The 18,980-nt window shown below is 66.4% G+C and carries 21 protein-coding genes and 1 pseudogene; 17 read left to right on the top strand and 5 right to left on the bottom strand.

Going from position 1 to position 18,980, the window contains the following annotated elements; translation table 11 throughout:
• Positions 1 to 21: 21 nt before the first annotated feature.
• From DFLDMN_RS11000 to DFLDMN_RS10985, 4 genes are all read left to right on the top strand, one after another.
• Positions 22 to 159 (top strand): cytochrome oxidase small assembly protein, encoded by a 138-nt coding sequence (locus DFLDMN_RS11000; RefSeq protein WP_423194998.1) that lies wholly within the window; start codon positions 22 to 24, stop codon positions 157 to 159.
• Between the two features lie 21 nt (positions 160 to 180).
• Positions 181 to 801, top strand: a complete 621-nt coding sequence (locus DFLDMN_RS10995) for a cytochrome c oxidase assembly protein (RefSeq protein WP_423194997.1) — start codon at positions 181 to 183, stop codon at positions 799 to 801.
• 13 nt (positions 802 to 814) lie between these two features.
• Positions 815 to 1,039 carry a DUF2970 domain-containing protein gene (locus DFLDMN_RS10990; protein WP_423194996.1) on the top strand — a complete coding sequence of 75 codons (225 nt, stop codon included), beginning with the start codon at positions 815 to 817 and terminating at the stop codon, positions 1,037 to 1,039.
• Between the two features lie 116 nt (positions 1,040 to 1,155).
• Positions 1,156 to 2,016 carry a cytochrome c oxidase subunit 3 gene (locus DFLDMN_RS10985; protein ID WP_423194995.1) on the top strand — a complete coding sequence of 287 codons (861 nt, stop codon included), beginning with the start codon at positions 1,156 to 1,158 and terminating at the stop codon, positions 2,014 to 2,016.
• A gap of 134 nt (positions 2,017 to 2,150) precedes the next feature.
• Here DFLDMN_RS10985 and DFLDMN_RS10980 read toward each other — a convergent pair whose 3' ends face one another.
• A complete protein-coding gene (locus DFLDMN_RS10980) occupies positions 2,151 to 2,360 on the bottom strand; it encodes a twin transmembrane helix small protein (RefSeq protein WP_109582207.1) in 210 nt (69 codons plus the stop codon).
• A gap of 252 nt (positions 2,361 to 2,612) precedes the next feature.
• Between DFLDMN_RS10980 and DFLDMN_RS10975 the strand changes: the two genes are divergently transcribed.
• From DFLDMN_RS10975 to DFLDMN_RS10955, 5 genes are all read left to right on the top strand, one after another.
• Positions 2,613 to 3,314, top strand: a complete 702-nt coding sequence (locus tag DFLDMN_RS10975; RefSeq protein WP_423198382.1) for an SURF1 family protein — start codon at positions 2,613 to 2,615, stop codon at positions 3,312 to 3,314.
• Positions 3,315 to 3,344: 30 nt separating this feature from the next.
• A complete protein-coding gene (locus tag DFLDMN_RS10970) occupies positions 3,345 to 4,001 on the top strand; it encodes an SCO family protein (RefSeq protein ID WP_423194994.1) in 657 nt (218 codons plus the stop codon).
• Between the two features lie 6 nt (positions 4,002 to 4,007).
• Entirely contained in the window at positions 4,008 to 5,111 is a 1,104-nt protein-coding gene (locus tag DFLDMN_RS10965; protein ID WP_423194993.1) for a COX15/CtaA family protein, read from the top strand.
• Positions 5,108 to 6,046: a heme o synthase gene (cyoE, locus tag DFLDMN_RS10960; RefSeq protein ID WP_423194992.1), complete on the top strand. Its 939-nt coding sequence runs from the start codon at positions 5,108 to 5,110 to the stop codon at positions 6,044 to 6,046. Before DFLDMN_RS10965 ends, cyoE begins: the two co-directional genes overlap by 4 nt.
• A 134-nt stretch (positions 6,047 to 6,180) precedes the next feature.
• The gene (locus DFLDMN_RS10955; RefSeq protein ID WP_423198381.1) at positions 6,181 to 6,744 is read left to right on the top strand and encodes an SCO family protein; all 564 of its coding nucleotides are present in this window, start codon (positions 6,181 to 6,183) and stop codon (positions 6,742 to 6,744) included.
• Between the two features lie 82 nt (positions 6,745 to 6,826).
• Here the strand turns inward: DFLDMN_RS10955 and rpoH are convergent, their stop codons facing one another.
• The gene (gene rpoH / locus DFLDMN_RS10950) at positions 6,827 to 7,765 is read right to left on the bottom strand and encodes an RNA polymerase sigma factor RpoH (protein WP_423194991.1); all 939 of its coding nucleotides are present in this window, start codon (positions 7,763 to 7,765) and stop codon (positions 6,827 to 6,829) included.
• Between the two features lie 405 nt (positions 7,766 to 8,170).
• Between rpoH and DFLDMN_RS10945 the strand changes: the two genes are divergently transcribed.
• Entirely contained in the window at positions 8,171 to 9,061 is an 891-nt protein-coding gene (locus DFLDMN_RS10945; RefSeq protein WP_423194990.1) for a pirin family protein, read from the top strand.
• A gap of 15 nt (positions 9,062 to 9,076) precedes the next feature.
• Here DFLDMN_RS10945 and ybiB read toward each other — a convergent pair whose 3' ends face one another.
• Entirely contained in the window at positions 9,077 to 10,075 is a 999-nt protein-coding gene (gene ybiB, locus DFLDMN_RS10940) for a DNA-binding protein YbiB (protein ID WP_423194989.1), read from the bottom strand.
• 341 nt (positions 10,076 to 10,416) lie between these two features.
• Here ybiB and DFLDMN_RS10935 point away from each other — a divergent pair, with 341 nt between their 5' ends.
• Positions 10,417 to 11,118: a fumarylacetoacetate hydrolase family protein gene (locus DFLDMN_RS10935; protein WP_423194988.1), complete on the top strand. Its 702-nt coding sequence runs from the start codon at positions 10,417 to 10,419 to the stop codon at positions 11,116 to 11,118.
• A 4-nt stretch (positions 11,119 to 11,122) separates the two neighbouring features.
• Complete coding sequence (gene maiA, locus DFLDMN_RS10930) at positions 11,123 to 11,770, top strand: maleylacetoacetate isomerase (RefSeq protein ID WP_423194987.1); 648 nt, start codon at positions 11,123 to 11,125, stop codon at positions 11,768 to 11,770.
• Positions 11,771 to 11,881: 111 nt separating this feature from the next.
• On the opposite strand, the pseudogene ftsY reads toward maiA, so the two are convergent.
• A pseudogene (gene ftsY / locus DFLDMN_RS10925) lies at positions 11,882 to 13,149 on the bottom strand (signal recognition particle-docking protein FtsY).
• Positions 13,150 to 13,209: 60 nt separating this feature from the next.
• Here ftsY and DFLDMN_RS10920 point away from each other — a divergent pair.
• The 5 genes from DFLDMN_RS10920 (at position 13,210) to DFLDMN_RS10900 (ending at position 18,115) form a co-directional block, all read left to right on the top strand.
• Complete coding sequence (locus DFLDMN_RS10920) at positions 13,210 to 14,925, top strand: M16 family metallopeptidase (protein WP_423194986.1); 1,716 nt, start codon at positions 13,210 to 13,212, stop codon at positions 14,923 to 14,925.
• A gap of 9 nt (positions 14,926 to 14,934) precedes the next feature.
• Complete coding sequence (locus tag DFLDMN_RS10915) at positions 14,935 to 16,293, top strand: M16 family metallopeptidase (protein ID WP_423194985.1); 1,359 nt, start codon at positions 14,935 to 14,937, stop codon at positions 16,291 to 16,293.
• Positions 16,294 to 16,405: 112 nt separating this feature from the next.
• Positions 16,406 to 17,074, top strand: a complete 669-nt coding sequence (gene rsmD, locus DFLDMN_RS10910; RefSeq protein WP_423194984.1) for a 16S rRNA (guanine(966)-N(2))-methyltransferase RsmD — start codon at positions 16,406 to 16,408, stop codon at positions 17,072 to 17,074.
• 213 nt (positions 17,075 to 17,287) lie between these two features.
• Positions 17,288 to 17,773 carry a pantetheine-phosphate adenylyltransferase gene (gene coaD / locus DFLDMN_RS10905; protein ID WP_150372905.1) on the top strand — a complete coding sequence of 162 codons (486 nt, stop codon included), beginning with the start codon at positions 17,288 to 17,290 and terminating at the stop codon, positions 17,771 to 17,773.
• A gap of 81 nt (positions 17,774 to 17,854) precedes the next feature.
• A complete protein-coding gene (locus tag DFLDMN_RS10900; RefSeq protein WP_121492021.1) occupies positions 17,855 to 18,115 on the top strand; it encodes a YfhL family 4Fe-4S dicluster ferredoxin in 261 nt (86 codons plus the stop codon).
• Between the two features lie 157 nt (positions 18,116 to 18,272).
• On the opposite strand, the gene pth is transcribed toward DFLDMN_RS10900, so the two are convergent.
• Positions 18,273 to 18,869: an aminoacyl-tRNA hydrolase gene (gene pth / locus DFLDMN_RS10895; protein ID WP_423194983.1), complete on the bottom strand. Its 597-nt coding sequence runs from the start codon at positions 18,867 to 18,869 to the stop codon at positions 18,273 to 18,275.
• Positions 18,870 to 18,980: the final 111 nt, after the last annotated feature.

The raw sequence follows: 18,980 nt of genomic DNA, 5'->3' as shown, positions 1-18,980 counted from the left end.
ATGCCGCACGCGGAGAATGTCATGTCGCAGGATGATCGCCAGGCGGCCCGGAAGAGCGCCCAGAAGGCAGCAAACCGCCGCCTGGGTCTGATCCTGCTCTCGATCGTGGTGGTCTTTTTCCTCGGGTTCTTCGCCAAGATGGTGTTTCTTGGCGGCTGATCCGGGGCGCAGGGGCAGGGGATGAACGAGCCGTCGAACCATCGGTCCGCAGCCAGGGCGGAAGAAGCACGCTTCAACCGCGGCATGCTGGTGCGCCTGCTCGTCATCGTCGGCGTGATGTTTACCTTTGGCTACGCGCTGGTGCCGCTGTACAAGAAGATCTGCGAAATCACCGGCATCAACGTGGTGACCACGCGCGAGTTGTACGGCGGCTCGGCAAAGAACACGCAGGTGGATACCAGCCGGACCATCACCGTGGAGTTCGATTCCAACGCGCGTGGGCCGTTTGCGTTCCGCCCCGTGAAGAACACCATGGAAGTGCATCCGGGCGAGATGGCGACGATCGTCTACGAAGTGGCCAACGGGCAGTCGCGCGATATCTCGGCGCAGGCCATCCCGAGCTACGCGCCCAAGCAGGCCACGGAGTATTTCAAGAAGATCGAGTGCTTCTGCTTCAAGCAGCAGACGCTGAAGGCGAAGGAAGCACGCGAGATGCCGGTGGTGTTCGTGATCGACCCGAAGCTGCCGAAGGATGTCAAGAACATCACGCTGTCATACACGTTCTTCGAGGTAGGCACGCCGGTCGCGCAAGCGCCGCAGGGCCAGCTCGAAGGCGGGCACGACGGCGGACAGGGTGGTTGAGGAGGATTGCCGCATGGACGATCTCAAGGACGCCACGCAGCGCAAGGCATCGTTCCTGCAGACCATGCGGGCCGTGCTGTGGTCGTTTATCGGCCTGCGCAAGGGGTCGGAGCACGAGTCGGATATGGCACGGCTGAACCCGGTGCACGTGATCATTGCCGGGCTGATTGCCGCGGCGGTGTTCGTGACGGTGCTGGTGCTCATCGTGCGGACCGTGGTCGGTCACGCGGCAGGATAGCGATACCGGGCAGGCAAGACAGGGTAGAGCGGACAGGGTAGGACAAAGCGCGCCTGGCAGGCCGGCGCGACCAACAAGAACCATTGAATCAGAGAACCTGAGCTGGAGATAGAAGAATGAGTGCGAATCGCGCAAACGCTCCGTACTACTTCGTACCGGGCCCGTCGCGCCATCCGATCACGGCGGCCTTTGGCCTGCTGATGGTGGGCGGCGGTGCCGCCGGGTGGGTCAACGGACAGTCCTGGGCGCCATACCTGTTCGCGGTCGGCCTCGTGTGGTTCCTGTTCGTGCTGCGGGCGTGGTTTGCCGATGCCATCGGTGAATCCGAGGGGGGCAAGTACGGCAAGAACATCGACGTATCGTTCCGCTGGTCGATGGGCTGGTTCATCTTCTCCGAGGTGATGTTCTTTGCGGCGTTCTTCGGCGCACTGTTTTATGCGCGTACGATCGCCATGCCGTGGCTCGGCGACCTCAACAACAAGATCATCTGGCCGGATTTTGCCGCGGTATGGCCCAACACCGGCCCCGCCGGCGTGGTCGAGAGCTTCCAGACCATGGGCCCGTGGCCGATCCCGACCATCAACACGGCATTGCTGCTGACCTCGGGCGTGACGCTGACCTGGGCACACCACGCGCTGCTGGCGGGCAAGCGCAGCCAGCTGATCCAGGGCCTGGTGCTGACCATCCTGCTGGGCGCGATCTTCATGTGCCTGCAGGCCTACGAGTACATCCATGCCTATCACGAGCTGAACCTCAAGCTCACCTCGGGAGTCTATGGTTCGACGTTCTTCCTGCTGACCGGCTTTCACGGTTTCCACGTGACCATGGGCGCGATCATGCTGGCGGTGGTGCTGGGCCGCGTGCTCAAGGGACACTTCACGCCCGACCACCACTTCGCGTTCGAGGGTGCGGCCTGGTACTGGCACTTCGTTGACGTGGTGTGGCTGGGCCTGTACGTGGTGGTGTACTGGCTCTGACGTCCCTGGCCTGGCCCGAGGGAGTATCCTTGCGGGCGGCCGGCAGGCAACCCGAAGCAATCATCCGAAGCAATAACAAGAAGCGCCGCAGGCGGAACCACTCCTGCGGCGCTTTGTTTTTGCGAGACCCCCGCTCAGGGGTTCATTTGAATGCCGGTGCTGTGGATCCAGCCCATCCAGTGCGAGAACAGGATGAACAGGAACAGTGCCACCGAAAAGCCAACGCGGAACATCAGCGAGCGCATCATGTTGGGCGTACGGCCGCGGTCGCGCATCATGAAGAACAGCGCGGAGGCCAGACTGCCGATGATCAGGATGAAGGCAAGGACAATGATGAAGCGCATGATGGAACGATGTGGGGAGCGGGAGCGTCCTGATCCGGATGCGGGCGCGTGCGTGCATTATCGCACCCATCGTGGCGGCTGCCGCCCGGTTCGGGGTCGTGCGCCCCTTTCTGTGCCCCTTTCTGTGCCCCTTTCTGTGCCCCTTTCTGTGCCCTGTTCTGCGTCCCGTTCTGCGCCCGGTTCTGCGTCCCGCTTCCTGCCGCTGTGCGGGGGGCCGGCGTGAGACGGTGGCGCTCGCCGGGGCTGGTGCCGATGGCGGCGGCACTCGCCGTGATCGCCGTCACCTGCGCGCTGGGCAACTGGCAACTGGGCCGCGGGCACGAAAAGAGCGCCCGCGCGGCGCGGCTCGCCGCACTGGCGGCGCAAGCACCGGTCGATCTCGATGCCGGCCTGCCCGGCTCCGGCCAGGACCTGACCGACCGCATCGTGCGTGCGCGCGGACGCCTGGATGACGCGCACACCGTGTTGCTGGACAATCGTCCGCATGGCAGCGACGGCCGCGCGGGCTTTCTGGTGCTGACCCCGCTCCGGCTCGCGCGCGGCGCCACGGTACTGGTATTGCGCGGCTGGCTGCCGCGCGACGCGCAGGACCGCACACGCATCGCGCCGTTCACCACCCCGGCGGGAGAGGTCACGCTGACCGGCACGGCGCTGGCCGGCGTGCCGCGCGTCTACAGCCTGGGCCAGTCCGCGGGCGCCGAGGCGGGGCGGAAGATTCGCCAGAACGTCGAGATCGGCGCCTATGCGAAGGAACTTGGTACGCCGCTGCTGCCGCTTGTGGTCGAGCAGACCACCGATACCGGCGATGGCCTGCGCCGGGACTGGACGCCGGCCGGCTTCGGCGCCGACCGGCACTATGGCTACGCGTTCCAGTGGTTTGGCCTTGCCGCGCTCACGCTGGTGCTGGTGGTGGTGCTCGGCGTGCGACGCGCGCGGGCGCCGGGCGCGGCCTGATCGCCGCCCGATCGCAACGACCCTGACAAGATGACCGTACAGACTGAATCCATGTCACCGCAAGAAAACCCGGCCCAGGCCGATTCCCGTATCGATGCGCGCACGCGCCGCGGGCGCCTGCAGATGCTCGCGCTGTTGCTGGTGTGCGCGTCGCCGGTGATTGCGTCCTATCTGACCTTCTACGTATTCCGCCCGGCCGGCGGCACCACCAACTACGGGGCCCTGATCGAGCCGCAGCGGCCGATGCCGGCGGTGCAGATCGGCGACGAACGGGGCGAAGCGGTGCCGCTGGCCTCGCTGCGCGGCAAATGGCTGATGGTGACGACCGACCCGTCGGCCTGCGACGAGGCGTGCGCGCGCAAGCTGTTCACCATTCGCCAGATCCGCGCGGGCCAGGGTCAGGATCGCGAGCGCATCGTGCCGGTCTGGCTGATCACCGACACCGGCGGAGTGGACGAACGCCTGCGCGCCGCCTACAACGAACCGTATGCGGGTGTGCGCTTCCTGCGCATGGACGCCGCCGCGGTGCGGCAATGGTTGCCGCCGGCCGAAGGCGGCCGCGCCGAGGACACGATCTACCTCGTCGACCCGCTCGGCAACCTGATGTTGCGCTTCCCGAAGGATCCGGATCCCGCCAAGGTGTCCGGCGATCTCAAGAAGCTCCTGAAGTATTCGCGTATTGGCTGACCTCGCATGCTGCTGCAACTCGCCATCATCGGCATTCTTATTGCACTGCTGCCGCTCTCGTACGTGTTCGTGCGCGGCAGCCGCGACAAATATCGCAAGCTGGTCTGGATCACGGCGTTCCTGACCCTGGACCTGATCATGTTCGGCAGCTTTACGCGCCTGACCGACTCCGGCCTGGGCTGCCCCGACTGGCCCGGCTGCTACGGCCATTCGAATCCGCACGCGGCCATGGAGCCGATCCGCGCGGCCGAAACCGCGTTGCCGAGCGGCCCGGTCACGCTGGTCAAGGCCTGGATCGAGATGATCCATCGCTATTTCGCCATGGCGGTCGGTGTGCTCATCATCTCGCTGATGGTGCTGGCATGGGTCAAGCGCAAGGCATTGCGGCAGTCGCCGTGGTTTGCCACCGGCGTGCTGGTGCTGGTCTGCGTGCAGGGCGCGTTCGGCATGCTGACGGTTACGATGAAGCTCCAGCCGATCATCGTGGTCACCCACCTGATGCTGGCGATGTGCCTGCTCGCGTCGCTGATCTGGCTCGGCTCGCGCAACGACGTGCCGCACACGGTGGCGCCGCAGGCGGCCGGACTGCGTTGGGCCGGGGCGTTGGCGCTGGTGCTGCTGGTGATCCAGATCTTCCTCGGCGGCTGGGTCAGCACCAACTACGCGGTGCTCGCCTGCACCGACTTTCCGCTCTGCAACGGCCAGCTCGTGCCCGAGATGGACTTTCGCCACGGCTTTACGCTCTGGCGGGAGCTGGGCATGACGGCCGACGGCAACTACATCCCGCATAGCGCGCTGGTGGCGATTCATTGGGTCCATCGCGGCTTTGCATTCGTGGTGCTGTCCTACCTTGCCTGGTTCGGCTTGCGTGCGCGCAGGCTCGAGGGCCTGACGCGCCACGCGCGCTGGCTGCTGGCGGTGCTGGCCCTCCAGCTGGCAACCGGCATGTCCAATATCGTGTTCGACTGGCCCCTGGTTGCCGCGGTCGCCCATAACGGTGGCGCGGCCCTGCTTCTGATGCTGTTACTCCGTCTCAACTACAATATCGGCCTCGCGACCCGATCCGCCGGCGCCGCTGCCCAGGGCCCTGTTGCCGCGCGCGCCACATGAAGGACAAGATTCCCTCCGTGGTTACTGCTACCCACACCCATTCCCCCGTGGGCCGATTACGACATCTGGCCCGACAATACGCCGCGCTGACCAAGCCGCGCGTGACCCAGCTCGCCGTGTTCTGCGCGGTGATCGGCATGTTCCTGGCCACCCCGGGCATGGTGCCGTGGCCCGTACTGATTGGCGGCGCGGCCGGCATCTGGCTGCTGGCCGGGGCCGCGTTCGCCATCAATTGCCTGGTCGAGCAGAAGATCGACGCGCTGATGCGTCGCACGGCCTGGCGCCCGTCGGCCACGGGCGAGATCACCACGGCCCAGACTCTGGTGTTCTCGGCAATCCTCGGCGGCGCGGGCATGTGGCTGTTGCACGTATTTGCCAACGACCTGACCATGTGGCTGACGTTTGCCACGTTCCTTGGCTACGCCGTGGTCTACACCATCCTGCTCAAGCCCGCCACGCCGCAGAACATCGTGATCGGCGGGCTTTCCGGTGCCATGCCGCCGGCGTTGGGCTGGGCCGCCGTCGCGGGCACGGTACCGGCCGAAGCCTGGTTCCTGGTGCTGATCATCTTTACCTGGACGCCGCCGCATTTCTGGGCGCTGGCGCTGTACCGGCGCGCCGACTACGCCAAGTCGGGACTGCCGATGCTGCCGATCACCCATGGCGAGCGCTACACGCTGCTCCATATCCTGCTCTATACGCTGGTGATGATCGCCGCCACGCTGCTGCCGTTCGTCTATGGCATGTGCGGGTACATCTATCTGGCCGCGGCGCTGGTGCTGGGTCTGATTTTCCTCGGCTACGCGTGGGCGTTGTTCCGCAATTACTCGGACGCGCTGGCGCAGCGCACTTTCCGCTACTCGATCCTGTACCTGTCGCTGCTGTTCGCGGCGCTGCTGATCGATCACTATTTCAAGTTCCTGCCGCAGGTCTGATCGCGGCAAATTGACGCGCCCCGGTCTGGCGGGCGCGTCGATCGGCGATACTGCCGGAGCCGACTTCCCATCACTTGCCAATGTCCATCACCTTTCCGGGCCGTTCCGGTTCGCTCCTTCGCCGTACTTTCGCCATGCTGTGCTGCGCGCTGTTGCTGGCCGCGTGCGGCCAGCCCAAGCCGAGCTTCCGCAATGTCGATATCTCGGGGGCCACCGGCTTCGGCAAGGACTTTGCGCTGACCGACCCCGCCGGCAAGGTGCGCACGCTGGAGGACTTCAAGGGCAAGGCGGTGGTGATGTTCTTCGGCTATACGCACTGCCCCGACGTGTGTCCGACCACCATGGCCGAGCTCAAGGCGGTGATGGAGCAGATGGGCCCCGATGCCGACAAGGTGCAGGTGCTGTTTGTCACGGTCGATCCGGAGCGCGATACCGCCGCGCTGTTGGGCCAGTATGTGCCGGCCTTCGATCCGCGCTTCCTGGGCCTGCGCCCCGAGAACGAAGCCGCGCTCAAGAAGGTGACGCAGGACTTCAAGGTGTACTACGCCAAGGTCCCGGGGACATCGCCGAACAACTACACGATGGACCATTCGGCCGGCAGCTATGTCTTCGATCCGAAGGGTCAGCTGCGGCTGTTTATCCGCCACGGGCAGGGTCCCGAGCCGATCGCTCACGACCTCAAGCAACTGCTGTCGTAACGCCCGAGCCAGCCAGGAAAAGAAAAAGCCGGTCCGAAGACCGGCTTTTTTACTGGCGCAGCGCCAGGGCGGGATGCCGCGATCAGGCGAAAGCCTGCAGCGCGCCCTTCATCTTCTTCATGGCCGCCACCTCGATCTGGCGAATGCGCTCGGCCGATACGCCGAACTCGTCAGCCAGCTCGTGCAGCGTGGCGCCACCGGAGCCGTCGTCGTTGACCTGCAGCCAGCGCGCCTCGATGATGCGGCGGCTGCGCGGGTCGAGACGCGTCAGGGCGTCTTCCAGCCCTTCTACCTGCATGCGGTCCTGGCGCTTGGCCTCGAGCACGCGGGTCGGCTCGTTGTGGTTGTCGGCCAGGTATGCGATCGGCGCGAATTCTTCCTCGCCGTCGTCGATCTGACCTTCCAGCGCGAGGTCGCCGCCGGACAGGCGGGTTTCCATCTCCATCACTTCCTCGGGCTTGACGTTGAGCTCGCGCGCAACGGCTTCCACCTGTTCGGGCGTGAAGGTATGGGCGCCCTGCTTGTGGCTGCGCAGGTTGAAGAACAGCTTGCGCTGGGCCTTGGTGGTGGCCACCTTGACCATGCGCCAGTTCTTCAGCACGTACTCGTGGATCTCGGCCTTGATCCAGTGGATCGCGTATGACACCAGTCGCACACCCTGATCGGGATCGAAGCGCTTCACCGCCTTCATCAGGCCGATATTGCCTTCCTGGATCAGGTCCGCGTGCGGCAGGCCATAGCCGAGGTACTGGCGCGCGATCGACACCACCAGGCGCAGGTGGGACATCACCAGGCGACGGGCAGCATCGACCGACTCATGGTCGCGCAGCTCGCGCGCCAACGATTGCTCTTCCTCGGGGGTGAGCATGGGGATGCGATGCACGGCCTGGATATACGCGTCCAGGTTGCCCAGATTGCCAGGCAGCGTCAGCGCAAAGCCGGCGCCTATCGGGTTCGACGGAACCGGGGCGGGCAGCCGGCTGGGGGACCTGGTCTTCGCTGCACCGGTCGCATCAGTCATCGCACCGGTCATCGTACCGGTCATCGTACCCATAACAGATTGATCAGCAGACAGGACTGCGTTCACTATGACTCCTTTCGCATCCGGCGGTATGTTGCCGGGTGTAGCCAAATCCACATTGGGTTTGCTACAGCATTGCAACAGATATTAGCACTCATGCCGGACGAGTGCTAAGTTGGAGCGTCAATGGGGTCGATAGTTCCGGACCATTGCTTTCCTATTTTAAATAGCTTTGTGGGACCCGTCGGGCGCGTCCGCTCGGCGCGCGCGGCGAGGTGATCGCTCACAAGAGGATTAGAGGGGCCCGCGCCCATCGGGTTTCGTCGTGAAATCGAGATTCTGTATTGCGCAATTCGCTACACTAAAGTTGTTTTGCGGCATCTTTACCGCACTGGAGTCTCTTCAATGTCTGTTATCGAACACCTGCTCAAACCCCATGTCCGTGACCTCGGCGATATCACCGTCCGGCGCCTGCTGCCAGCCGCCACGGCCCAAACCGTAGGGCCGTTCATCTTCTTCGATCATATGGGGCCGGTGACGATGGCACCGGGCCACGGCATCGACGTGCGCCCGCATCCTCATATCGGCCTGGCCACCGTGACCTATCTGTTCGAGGGCGAGATCATGCACCGGGACAGCCTGGGCAGCGAGCAGGTAATCCGGCCCGGCGACGTGAACTGGATGACCGCGGGCCGCGGCATCACCCATTCCGAACGCTCGCCAGAGGCCGCGCGCGAAGCCGGCCCGCGCCTCCACGGCATCCAGACCTGGGTGGCACTGCCGCAGGCGCATGAGAACGACGCGCCGTCGTTTCACCACCACCCGGGCGCGACCCTGCCGCGCATCGAGCTGCCGGGCGTGCGGATGACGGTGATCGCCGGCGATGCGTTCGGTGCCGAGGCGCCGGTGCGCGTCTACAGCCGCACGCTCTATGTGGCGCTCGAAATGGAAGCGGGCGCGAGCCTGGAGATTCCGGCGGAGCATGTCCAGCGCGGCATCTACGCCGTCGACGGCAACATCGCGCTCGCAGCCGGCAACCAGCCGGCCGAGCCTGTGCCCAGCGAGCATCTGGTCGTACTGACCCCGGGCGAGCCCGTCACGCTGACCGCCTCCGAGCCGTCCCGCGTGATGCTGCTGGGCGGCGATCCCACCGACGGCCGGCGCTTTATCTACTGGAACTTCGTGGCAAGCAGCAAGGAGGCGATCGAAGCCGCCGCCCAGCGCTGGCAGGACGACCAGTTCCCCCATGTGCCGGGGGAAACCGAGCGCATCCCGTTGCCGCTGCGCAAGGCCTAGCGCCGGCCCGGCCGCTCAGACCGGGCTGGCCCAGGCCACGCGCGTGCCCTGTTCCAGGCAGGCGCGAATGGTCTCGATCTGGGTGACGATTGGTGCCGGCACCGGCACGGCGCCGTCGAGCACCGTGCGGATCCAGGCGGCCGTGGCGGCGGGGTCGGTACCTGGCGGCAGGTCGGGCACCTCGCCGATCGAGCCGCTGACGGGGTCGACCATGGTCCGCTGGTGGCCGTCATGGAGCCAGTCGATCCGGCTGCTGCGGCGCGCATCGGCCACCACTTCGCCCTCGGTGCCGCGTGCCAGCAGCACATTGGCCGGCTCGTGCGAGAAATAGTCGGTCAGGGTCTCGCGATACTCGGGGTGTGTATAGCTGTAGAGCCGCAGCGCTTCGGCCGGCGTATGCGCGCCCACCGGCTGCAGCATCTTGACGATCGTATGCGAGGAGTTGCGCAGGCCGATGACCGCGCGCTTGTCGAGCAGCTGCGAGAGCGCCGGCGACAGCACGTCGATCGGCAACACGGCGAGCGGCCCCGGGCTGCCCGCGGGCCGGCGCAGCCGGTCCTGGGCTTCGCGCGTGGTTTCGCACACCGGCACGCCGAGCGCCTCGAACAGCGCGATGCTGGTGACGCGTCCCTGGAACTGGCGCGAGCCGTGCACCAGCACCGGCACGCCCTCGCGCGCCAGCAGCAAGGCCAGCAGCGGCACCAGGTTGGGCTGCTTGCGCGCGCCGTTGTAGCTCGGGATCACCACCGTCGTGCGATCGGGCGGCGCTTCCAGCGGCAGGCAGTGGCCGTGCGCGGCTTCCAGCATGCCGGCCAGCTCGTGCGGCGCCTCGCCCTTGATGCGATAGGCCATTAGCACCGCGCCCAGTTCGATATCGGAGACCTGCCCGGACAGCATGGCGTCGAACAACGCCTGGGCGTCCTCGCGCGGCAGCGCGCGGGCGCCGTTGACGCCGCGGCCGATTTCCTTGATGAACCTGGCGGCGGGAAAGGTGGAGGTCTGGCTGGACGTCATGATGCGGGGGGCGGGAAGAGGGCGATGGGGTTTCATGATAGCGGAGCGGGCCGGGGCTCTCCAGCCGCGCGCGTGAGCGTAACCGCGTCGATGCCCGTTCTGTCCCGCAAGCCTGGACCAGCGCGATGGTGAGGTCGACCCGTGCGGCCGTGTCGTTTCCTGGGCCCACCTGCGCAGGCCCACGGCGGTCGTTTTGGTTGCACTGCACCATGCGGCACGGGCGCGGGGTCGTGGTGCCGGGGCCGCATTCCGGCTGCATCGCGACGATGGCTGGGTGTATGCTTTGGCCCTGCCGCATGCGCGGCAACCTGCCCCCAAAAGACCAGTGTGGAGATTGTTGGATGACCGAGTTCGTATTTGCCCCGCAGGCCCCCGTCGGCGTTCCCGTGCGTGGCAGCAGCGCCAGCTTTCCGGTGCGTCGTGTGTACTGCGTGGGCCGCAACTATGCCGCTCATGCGCGCGAGATGGGTTCGGACCCTGACCGCGAGCCGCCGTTCTTCTTCTGCAAGCCGTCCGATGCGGTGAGCTACGTGGCGGACCACACCGAAGGCACGTTCCCGTATCCGCCGGGCACCAGCAACTGCCACTACGAGGTGGAACTGGTGGTCGCCATCGGCAAGGGCGGCAAGGATATCCCGGTCGAGCAGGCAGCAAGCCATGTTTACGGTTATGCGATCGGTCTCGACATGACGCGGCGCGATCTCCAGAACGAATCGAAGAAGACCGGCCGTCCGTGGGAGACCGGCAAGGCGTTCGACCAGTCGGCGCCGATCGGCCCGATCGTGCCGGTGGCGGCCATCGGTCATCCGCAGAAGGGCGCGGTCACGCTGGCGGTCAACGGCGTGGAGAAGCAGCGCGGCGACCTGTCCGACCTGATCTGGTCGGTGCCGGAGATGGTGTCGTACCTGTCGAAGCTGTTCGAGCTGCAGCCCGGCGACCTGATCTATAGCGGCACGCCCGAAGGCGTGGGCCCGATCGTCAAGGGCGACGTCATGAGCTGCCACGTCGAGGGTGTGGGCGACCTCACCATCAAGGTGGTCTGACGCGATGCTGAAGCTGTACAGCTACTTCCGCAGCTCGGCTTCGTACCGGGTGCGGATCGCGCTCGGGTTGAAGGGTCTGGCCTACGACTACGAGGCGGTCCATCTGCTCAAGGATGGCGGCCAGCAGCTTCAGGACGCCTACCGTGCGCTCAATGCGGATGCGGTACTGCCCACGCTCGTGGTGGACGGCCAGCCGCTGATCCAGTCGATGGCGATCATCGAGTATCTCGACGAGACCCATCCGCAGCCGCCGCTGCTGCCCGCGCAGCCGCTAGAGCGTGCCATCGTGCGTGGTCTCGCGCAGGAAATCGCGTGCGAGATCGCGCCGCTCAACAACCTGCGCGTGCTGAAGTACCTCAAGCGTCAGCTGGGGGTGTCGGACGAGGCCAAGGATGCGTGGTACCGGCACTGGATCGAACAGGGGTTTGCCTCGCTCGAGCTCAACCTGGCCCGGCTCGGCAAACCCGGCAAGTTCGCCTATGGCGATACGCCGACGCTGATCGACCTGTGCCTGGTACCGCAGGTCTTCAATGCCAATCGCTTCAACGTGGACATGCGTCGCTATCCGGCGATCTCCCGCATCAATGAAGCGTGCCTGGCGCTGGACGCGTTCCGCAACGCCGCGCCCGACGCGCAGCCCGACAGCGAGTAAGCTGGCTGGCGCCCCTCGGCCGGCAGGGCAGGGGGGCGCGGCGCGCGGGCGGGCCCGTGGTTATCACCCTGCAGTGACGCCCCCGCCGTCATTCCCGCCGTCATTCCCCAGTTAGCCGAGCAAGGCGTCGGCGAACTCGTCGGCCTTGAAAGGCTGCAGGTCCTCGACCTTCTCGCCCACGCCGATAAAGTAGACGGGCACCGGACGCTGGCGCGCGATGGCGGCGAGGATGCCACCCTTGGCAGTGCCGTCGAGCTTGGTCACGATCAGCCCGGTCAGGCCCAGTGCATCGTCGAATGCGCGCGTCTGCGCCAGTGCGTTCTGGCCCGTGTTGGCGTCGATGACCAGCAGCACCTCGTGCGGGGCCGAGGGCATCGCCTTGGCGATCACCCGCTTGACCTTCTTGAGTTCTTCCATCAGATGGAGCTGCGTCGGCAGCCGGCCGGCGGTGTCGGCCATCACGATGTCGATGCCGCGGGCCCGCGCGGCATTGACCGCGTCGAAGATCACCGCGGCCGGATCGCCGCTTTCCTGCGCGACGACCGTCACGTTGTTGCGCTCGCCCCAGATCGTCAGCTGCTCGCGCGCGGCGGCGCGGAAGGTATCGCCCGCGGCCAGCAGGACCGACTGGCCGTAGTTCTGGAAATGCTTGCACAGCTTGCCGATGCTGGTGGTCTTGCCGGCACCGTTGACGCCCGCGATCATCATCACGAGCGGTTGTTCGCGACCCAGCGCCATCGATTTTTCGAGCGGCCGCAGCAGGTCGACGAGCAGCGCGCGCAGCGCCGCCTTGACGCCGTCTGCGGTCTCGATGCGTTCGCTCTTCACGCGGCGTCGTAACTCGCCGAGCAGGAATTCGGTCGCTTCCACGCCCGCATCGGCCATCAGCAGCGCCGTTTCCAGTTCCTCGAACAGCGCTTCGTCGACCTTGACGCCGACGAACAGCGTGCCGATATTGCGGCTGGTCTTGGAGAGCCCGGCGCGCAGGCGTGTCATCCAGCCACGCTTGGCTTCGGCGCTGGGCGCGGGGGGCGGGGTGAGCTCCATCTCGTCGGCCGGCGCGGGTGCGACTGCCACCGGGGCAGCCGGCGCAACTACCGGCGCAACTACCGGCGCAGCGACGGGCACGGGCCCAGGCGGCGGCACCTGCGCCGGCACCGGCGTGGGGATCGGGGGCTGGGCTGGCGCGGGGGCCGGTTGTGGCGGCGCGGGGGAGGCGCGGGGATGGGTGGCGTCGCCGGAGTCGGGGCGGCGGGGGCGGGAACGGCCGGGGCAGGGGTCGCCGGGGAAGCGAGGTCCGGCGAGGGTGCGGCAGGCGCGGGCGCCTCGACCGGCGCAGGAGCCGGCTCGGCCTTGCGCTTCTTCCAGAAACTAAACATTGGGAAAGGGGTCAATACCCCGGTAGAATCAATCGCCAAAATTCTAGCAGACGGGGTCGCATGAACCATTGCGCTGTCTTGTCCGTAGCCTCGCCGGTAGCTGCCGCCGCCGCAGCGAATCCCGAGGCTGGTCACACTGCCACCGACATGGCGAACAATCTTGCCGGCAGCCGCGTTGGCACCCGCGTTGACATTCGCGCCGCCGGGCGCGACCCGGTTCACGCCCGGCCCGCACGTCCTTCGCGGCGATTCGCGCGGCGCGTTCTTCCCACCCTGATAGCGTCGATCGTGGCATCGGCCTGTGCCATGGTCGCGGCCGTGCCTGCCTTTGCGCAGGTCCAGCCGGCCGGTCACGAGAACGGGCAGACCGCGCAGACCGCCGCCGGCGCCGTCGGCAAGTCGGTCAATGCGCCAACCCCGCAGGCGCCGCCCGCGGGCGCTCGTACCGCCTCCGCGATCGGCCAGCCGGAAGCGGGCACCACCGAGTTTCAGCTGTCCAACGGCATGCAGGTGATCGTCAAGGAGGATCATCGCGCGCCGACCGTGGTGCACCAGATCTGGTACCGCACCGGCGGAATCGATGAAGTCAGCGGCACCACCGGCGTGGCCCACATGCTCGAGCACATGATGTTCAAGGGCACGCCCAAGGTGCCGGTGGGCGAGTTCTCGCGCCAGATCGCGCTGCTCGGCGGGCGCGAGAACGCGATGACCAATCGCGACTTCACGCTCTACTACCAGCAGATCAGCAAACAGTATCTGCCCAAGATGATGGAGCTGGAGGCCGACCGCATGGCCAATCTCATCATCAGGAAGGACGAGTTCGAGCGCGAGATGAAGGTCGTCATGGAAGAGCGCCGCCTGCGCACCGACGACTCGCCGCGCGGCAAGGTCTACGAGCAGCTGCTGGCCACGGTCTATACGGCGGCGCCGTATCGCCACCCGGTGATCGGCTGGATGGACGATCTCGTCAACATGCGCGTGGACGACGTGGCGGCGTGGTACCGCGAATGGTACGTGCCGAACAACGCGCTGCTGGTGGTGGCGGGCGACGTCAAGCCGGACGAGGTGCGTGCCCTGGCGGAACGCTACTACGGCAAGCTCAAGCCGCGGCCGCTGCCGCTGCGCAAGACCCAGCTCGAGGCGCCGCAGCAGGGCATCAAGCGCGTCTGGGTCAAGGCGCCCGCCGAGAATCCGTACATCGTGCTCGCCTACAAGGTGCCGCGCCTGCATGACGTGGAGAATGACGTCGACCCGTATGCGCTTGAGGTCCTCAGCGCGGTGCTCGACGGCTACGACAACGCGCGTCTCAATCGCGAACTGGTGCGCCAGCAGCGGCTGGCCGACGACGTGAACGTCGGCTACGACAGCATCAACCGCGGCGAGTCCCTGTTCGTGCTCGACGGCATTCCCGCCAACGGGCACACCACGCAGGAAATTGAGAAGGCGCTGCGCGAGGAAGTACAGCGCATCGCGAAAGACGGCGTGTCGGAGGAGGAACTGAAACGCGTCAAGGCCCAGGTGGTGGCGGGCCAGATCTACAAGCGCGATTCGGTGTTCGGGCAGGGCATGGAGATTGGCGTGGCGGAGATCGCGGGTATCTCGTGGCGCCAGATCGATCGCATGCTCGACAAGATCAAGGCGGTCACGCCGGCGCAGGTCCAGGCAGTCGCCGCCCGGTATTTCAGCGACGACAACCTGACGGTGGCCACGTTGCTGCCGCAACCGATCGATCCCAACAAGCCCAAGACTCCGGCCCCCGGGGGCCTGCGCCACTAAGGAGCCGCGATGTCCCGATTTTCCCGTCAACTCGCCCGCGCCGCGCTGGGCGTGGCACTGCTGGCCACCGTCTCGATCGCGCGCGCTGCGATTCCGATCGAGAACTGGACCGCGTCGACCGGTGCCAAGGTCTTCTTCGTGCCGAGCCCGTCGATTCCGATGCTCGACGTCAATATCGATTTCGACGCCGGCAGCCGCTACGATCCGCCCGGCAAGGCCGGTCTCGCCACGCTGACCGCCGCGCTGCTCGACAAGGGCGCCGCCGCGCAGGATGGCCAGCCGGCGCGCAACGAGGCGCAGATCGCCGACGCGTTTGCCGACACCGGCGCGGACTTCGGCGGCTCCGCCGGGGGCGATCGCAGTGGCGTGGGCCTGCGTACGCTGACCGCCGAACCCGAGCGCGATCAGTCCCTCAAGCTGGCGGGCCAGCTGATCAAGGCGCCGACCTATCCCGACAACGTGGTCGCGCGCGAAAAGCAACGCCTGATCGCGGCCATTCGCGAAGCCGATACGCGGCCCGGCACGATTGCCGACAAGACGCTGTCGAAGACGATCTATCCCAATCATCCGTACGGCGTCTCGGCTACGCCGGCGTCGGTGGAATCCATCACGCGCGATGACCTCGTCAAGTTCTGGCGCGACAACTACAGCGCCAACCGCGCCGTGGTGACGCTGATTGGCGCCATCGACCGCCAGCAGGCCGAGGCGATTGCCGAGGCGCTGACACGCGGGCTGCCGCCTGGCGCGACGCCGCCCAAACTGCCCGAGGTGGAGATGAAGATCGCGGCCAGCGAGCAGCGCATTCCGCATCCGGCGCAGCAGGCCAGCGTGGCAATCGGCGCGCCCGCCATCGCGCGCGGCGATCCCGATTACTTTGCGCTGCTGGTCGGCAACTACGTGCTGGGCGGTGGCGGTTTCAGTTCGCGGCTGACCGACGAGGTGCGCGAGAAGCGCGGCCTGACCTATGGCGTAGACAGCTACTTTGCGCCGTCCAAGCAGCCCGGGCCGTTCGGCATCTCGCTGCAGACCAAGAAGGAAAACACGGACCAGGCGCTGGCGCTGGTGCGCCAGGTGGTGGCCAGGTTCGTGGCGGAGGGCCCCACCGACGCGGAGTTGCGCGCGGCCAAGGACAATCTGATCAACGGCTTTCCGCTGCGCATCGACAGCAATCGCAAGCTGTTGACCAACGTGGCCAATATCGGGTGGTATGGTTTGCCGCTCGACTACCTCGATACCTGGACCGCGCAGATCGGCAAGGTCACGCGCGAGCAGGTGCGCGCGGCGTTCCAGCGCCACGTGCACCCGGATAGCCTGGCCACGGTGGTGGTCGGTGGACCGACCGGCGCACCCGCCGCGGCGGCCCGCTGACCGCGACGTCGCACAAGATCGGCGGCGGATCCCGGCGGATCGGGCGGATTTCGGTCGAGTGAGTGGGGTTTGCCGCACACGCAGCGGTAGCGGCAGGCCCTACAATCATGGCATGACATCGCGCAACGCCACCCGCTCCATCGCCCCATCGCCTTCCCCATCGCCCGCCGCGCGCGGGCGTTCTTCGTCTCCCCACCCACGTCAGGCGCCGGCTCAGGTCCGCATCATCGGCGGCCGCTGGAAGCGCTCGCTGCTGCCCGTGCTCGATGCCGAAGGGCTGCGCCCGACGCCGGACCGCGTGCGCGAGACGCTGTTCAACTGGCTGGGTCAGGACCTGACCGGATGGCACTGCCTGGATCTGTTTGCCGGCTCCGGCGCGCTTGGGTTCGAGGCCGCCTCACGTGGCGCGGCCGCGGTGACGCTGGTCGAGGCCAATCCACGCGTGGCGCGCCAGTTGCGCGACAACCAGTACCGCTTCGATGCCAGCGCGGTAAAGGTGGTGCAGGGCGATGCCTTTACCGTGGCCGCGCAGATGCCGGCGGCCAGCTTTGACGTGGTGTTCCTGGATCCCCCGTTTGCCGAGGACTGGCTGGGTCCCGCGCTCGAGCATGCGGCGCGGCTGTCGCGTCCAGGCGGGGCGGTCTATGTGGAAACCGATCGGGCGCTGATCGGCCCCGACGCGCCGATTCCCGCCGCGCTGGAGATCGTGCGGCAGGCCCGCGCGGGGGCCGTCCACTTCCACCTGCTGCAGCACCGCCAGAACGGCGCCGGCGCCGGCTGAACTGTCACACGCGCAGCCCCCATCAAGGCTTCTGGCGATGGTGCGTTGCGGAAAATACGTAGGTCGCCGCCCTTGTCATCAAGGGATTTGGCGTTACACTACGCCGCTGTCGTTCAACGCTCGTCACGTAACGCCGCGCCGGCACGCCTGCCGACAGCGGTTCCCGACCCGGCCTTGCTCCTGGGGAGGCGCCGAGCCGATAAAGGAGGAAGTATGGTCATCGCGGTCTACCCCGGTACGTTCGATCCCATGACCCGGGGGCACGAGGATCTGGTCCGCCGTGCGTCGAACATCTTCGACGAACTCGTGGTCGGCGTGGCGCATAGCCCCAACAAGCGTCCGTTCTTCTCGCTCGAAGAGCGCATCGGCATTGCACGCGAAGTGCTCAATCACTACCCCAACGTCCGTGTCGAGGGGTTCTCGGGCCTGCTCAAGGATTTCGTGCGCAAGAACAATGCGCGGGTGATCGTGCGTGGCCTGCGTGCCGTGTCGGACTTCGAATACGAATTCCAGATGGCCGGCATGAACCGCTACCTGCTGCCGGATGTGGAGACGATGTTCCTGACCCCCTCGGACCAGTACCAGTTCATCTCCGGCACCTTCGTGCGCGAGATCGCGGTGCTCGGCGGCGATGTCAGCAAGTTCGTATTCCCGTCGGTGGAACGCTGGCTCAAGGAGAAGATTGGCAAAGCGGAATAAAATGGAGTCTTTCGATCCGTCACGACCCGGCTGGAATGGACCGGCCGGGGGCACTGGCGGATGGCAGCAAGAGGAAACACCATGGCGCTACTGATCACCGACGACTGCATCAATTGCGACGTTTGTGAGCCCGAGTGCCCGAACGAAGCGATTTCGATGGGGCCCGAGATTTACCAGATCGACCCCAACAAGTGCACCGAATGTGTCGGCCACTTCGACGAGCCGCAGTGCCAGCAGGTCTGCCCCGTCGCATGTATCCCGAAAGACCCGAACCGGGTCGAGACGCACGAGGTGCTGATGCAGCGCTACCGTCTGCTGACGGCGGCCAAGCACGCGGCCTGACCACGTGGTCCGACGCCAGCCTTCGGTCCGGCCTCCGGCAAACATATAAGCCCGGCAACAACCCGGCACCCCCCCAGGCACCCCCCAGGCAATGAAAAACCCCGCGCAACGGCAGTTGGCGGGGTTTTTATTTTTGCGCGCGCCATGCGGCGCGAACTCAGCGCGTCGTATGAAGCGCCATCATCGCGCGTTCGGCCTCGCCGCGCGCGAGCAGGCCGAGCGGATCGATGCAGCGATCGATCGCTTCGTCGATGGCCTGCTGTTCTTCCTTGCGCGGCGGCTTGAGCACGAAGTTGACCACGTCCTCGCGTCCGCCCGCGGCACCACCCGGCAGATTGCGCGGATGGCCCACGCCGAGGCGCAGGCGCCAGTAATCCTGCGTGGTGAGGTGAGCCGCGATGTCCTTGAGGCCGTTGTGACCGCCCGAACCCCCGCCGCGCTTGAGCTTGACCGCGCCAGGGGGCAGATCCATTTCGTCGTGCGCGACCACGATCTCGTCCGGAAGGATCTTGTAGAAGCGCGCGAGCGATACCACCGACAGCCCCGAGCGGTTCATGAAGGTCGAGGGCTTGAGCAGCCAGATGTCCTGATCCCAGAGCCGGGCACGGCCGGCCAGTCCGTGGAAGCGGCCTTCCACGCGCAACGTGGTGCCACCCATGCGGGCCAGCTGGTCGACCAGCCAGAAGCCGGCGTTATGGCGCGTGGCCTCGTATTCGGCCCCGGGATTGCCGAGGCCCACGATGAGCTTGATCATGCGTTGGTTCGAAGTAAGAGCACAGCGCCAGAAGGATAAGCGAAAAACCGGGCGCAAAAACTGGCGCGAAAAAAAACCGCCGGCGAACCGGCGGTCTTTTCGGTGCGGAGC

Origin of the sequence: Cupriavidus sp. H19C3, assembly GCF_049393815.1 — a bacterium.
GTDB lineage: Bacteria > Pseudomonadota > Gammaproteobacteria > Burkholderiales > Burkholderiaceae > Cupriavidus.
Note: the sequence above shows the minus strand (reverse complement) of the source record. Positions and strands in the feature narration are given on the sequence as shown.